Source organism: Micromonospora globbae (genome assembly GCF_003610785.1).
GTDB lineage: Bacteria > Actinomycetota > Actinomycetes > Mycobacteriales > Micromonosporaceae > Micromonospora > Micromonospora globbae.
Genome location: NZ_RAQQ01000088.1, coordinates 1 through 1,579 on the forward strand (window position 1 = coordinate 1; position 1,579 = coordinate 1,579).

2 protein-coding genes are annotated in these 1,579 nt (G+C 65.2%); both read right to left on the reverse strand.

Translation table 11 applies throughout. The features are described 5' to 3' along the window. Positions 1-363 precede the first annotated feature (363 nt). Positions 364-993, reverse strand: coding sequence for a hypothetical protein (locus D7I43_RS32395; protein WP_109904559.1), 630 nt, complete (start codon positions 991-993; stop codon positions 364-366). Beyond that, the coding region (locus tag D7I43_RS32640) for a hypothetical protein (RefSeq protein ID WP_204985351.1) at positions 993-1,579 on the reverse strand (587 nt) is incomplete at its 5' end. The genes D7I43_RS32640 and D7I43_RS32395, both read right to left, overlap by 1 nt.

The following is a 1,579-nucleotide window of genomic DNA, read 5'->3' on the forward strand; positions in this document are numbered from 1 at the left end:
TTGTAGGTTCTCGTTGATCTTGTCGTCGGGCGGCGCTCTGACCAGGGATGTTTGGCCTGCTTCGCAGATTGATGTCGCTCCGTCTTTCGCAAGATCGTGTCGTTTTCTGGGCGTGGTGGTTTGGCCGACCCGCCAGGCTGGTCGGCTGACTTGTGCTTGCGTTGAGGGCAGGTCGAAGGCTCAGGGAGACCGTGACGGCGATGGCGCTCAGCGCGGCGCGGCTGGTCACAGGCGCAGTTGTGGGTGCCAGGCAGCGTCGTCGTCAGCCGGGCATGCACGCGCGCCCGTTTGCAGTGTCCTCAGCGTGCGTTGAGCAGGCAGGGGATGGGGCGGTTGGGCTGAGCCGTCAGGCTGAGTTCGTGGTCACGGACGGTTGGGCCATGGAACGGCTCGTAGGCGCCAACTGAGGACGAGGGCCAGGAGCGCTACTGTGGTCGTGATCCAGTAGTTGGTGTGCCAGGATCGGCCGGTGGAGAAGATCTTGCTGAGTAGCGATTCCGGTAGGGCTTGCTGAGCGACCACGAGTAGTGCGAACAGGGATGGCGTGGCGACGGTGGCGACCAGCGGGCCGAGAATGAGGCAGAGAATCGCGCCGGTGCTTGTGAAGACAACCACATTGCCGATGAGGCCGTGCAGGGGTGGGAACTGCGTGTCGGGGTGACGGATGGTGATCACCCAGTACCAGACCGGCAGGACGGCCAGTGGGGCTGCGAGCATGATCGTGGAGTAGGTCAGGTGTCCGAGCCGCGCGGACCGGCGCGCGGTGAGTTCTCGCCCGTCGAATCGTGGAGTGGTGATCGCCGGAAGAACGCTGGCCAGCGCGATGGTAACTAGCTCCGGGGTGCCAACGCCTCGGGGCGGCAGGTCGAACACCGTGCTGACCGACAGACTCAACTCGGGAAACGCGGCAGCGATAACCAGTGCGACGACGATGACGGTCGAGGCGAGTGGCCCGCCGCGGGCGTGCCAGAGTCCGGCGACGCGGCCACGCATCACGGAAGGCTGGCGGGTGAGAGTAGGCACGATCGGATCAGCTGTTGGTTGATCTGGACGAACTCGATGAGTTGCTCGGCGTTCATGGTTGCCAGTTTCTGCGCTGCTGACGGTGGTTGGGCTGGTGCCACGGTGTTCGCCAGTTGGGCGAAGCCGGCTAGTTGAAGAATTCGTCCTTGCAGCACCGCCGCGATGTCGCGGCCTTCGATAGATCGGCCCGGCTGCGAGCAGGCGCGGAGGGTCATGGCTTCGCTCACGAGGAAGGCGACCTGGTCGGGGATGGTGGCGGCGACGAAACGACGGTCGAGAGGACCTGGATTGAGTTCAACGAATGCCTCTCCAGGGCGCGGCTTGTCGTGATCGGAGACCGCGAAGTCCGTCACACGGCGCAGCACCGGGGCCAGTCCCGCATCGCGCAAGCGCCCAACGACATCGACGGTTCGAGCCATCGCCGGAGCGTTAGCCGCATGTAGGCACACCTCCGTGTCCTGCACCTGCTGACACGTGCGCGCGACGGGGCGGTCCACGACATACAGTTCCGGCCGCCAGGCGAACGCGATCGCCGTGAGAGCTGCCGCTGCGGCTA

Bases quoted from the DNA above. Each gene is read 5' to 3' on its own strand.
- D7I43_RS32395 (WP_109904559.1), bottom strand. From the start codon at position 993: ATGCGTGGCCGCGTCGCCGGACTCTGGCACGCCCGCGGCGGGCCACTC.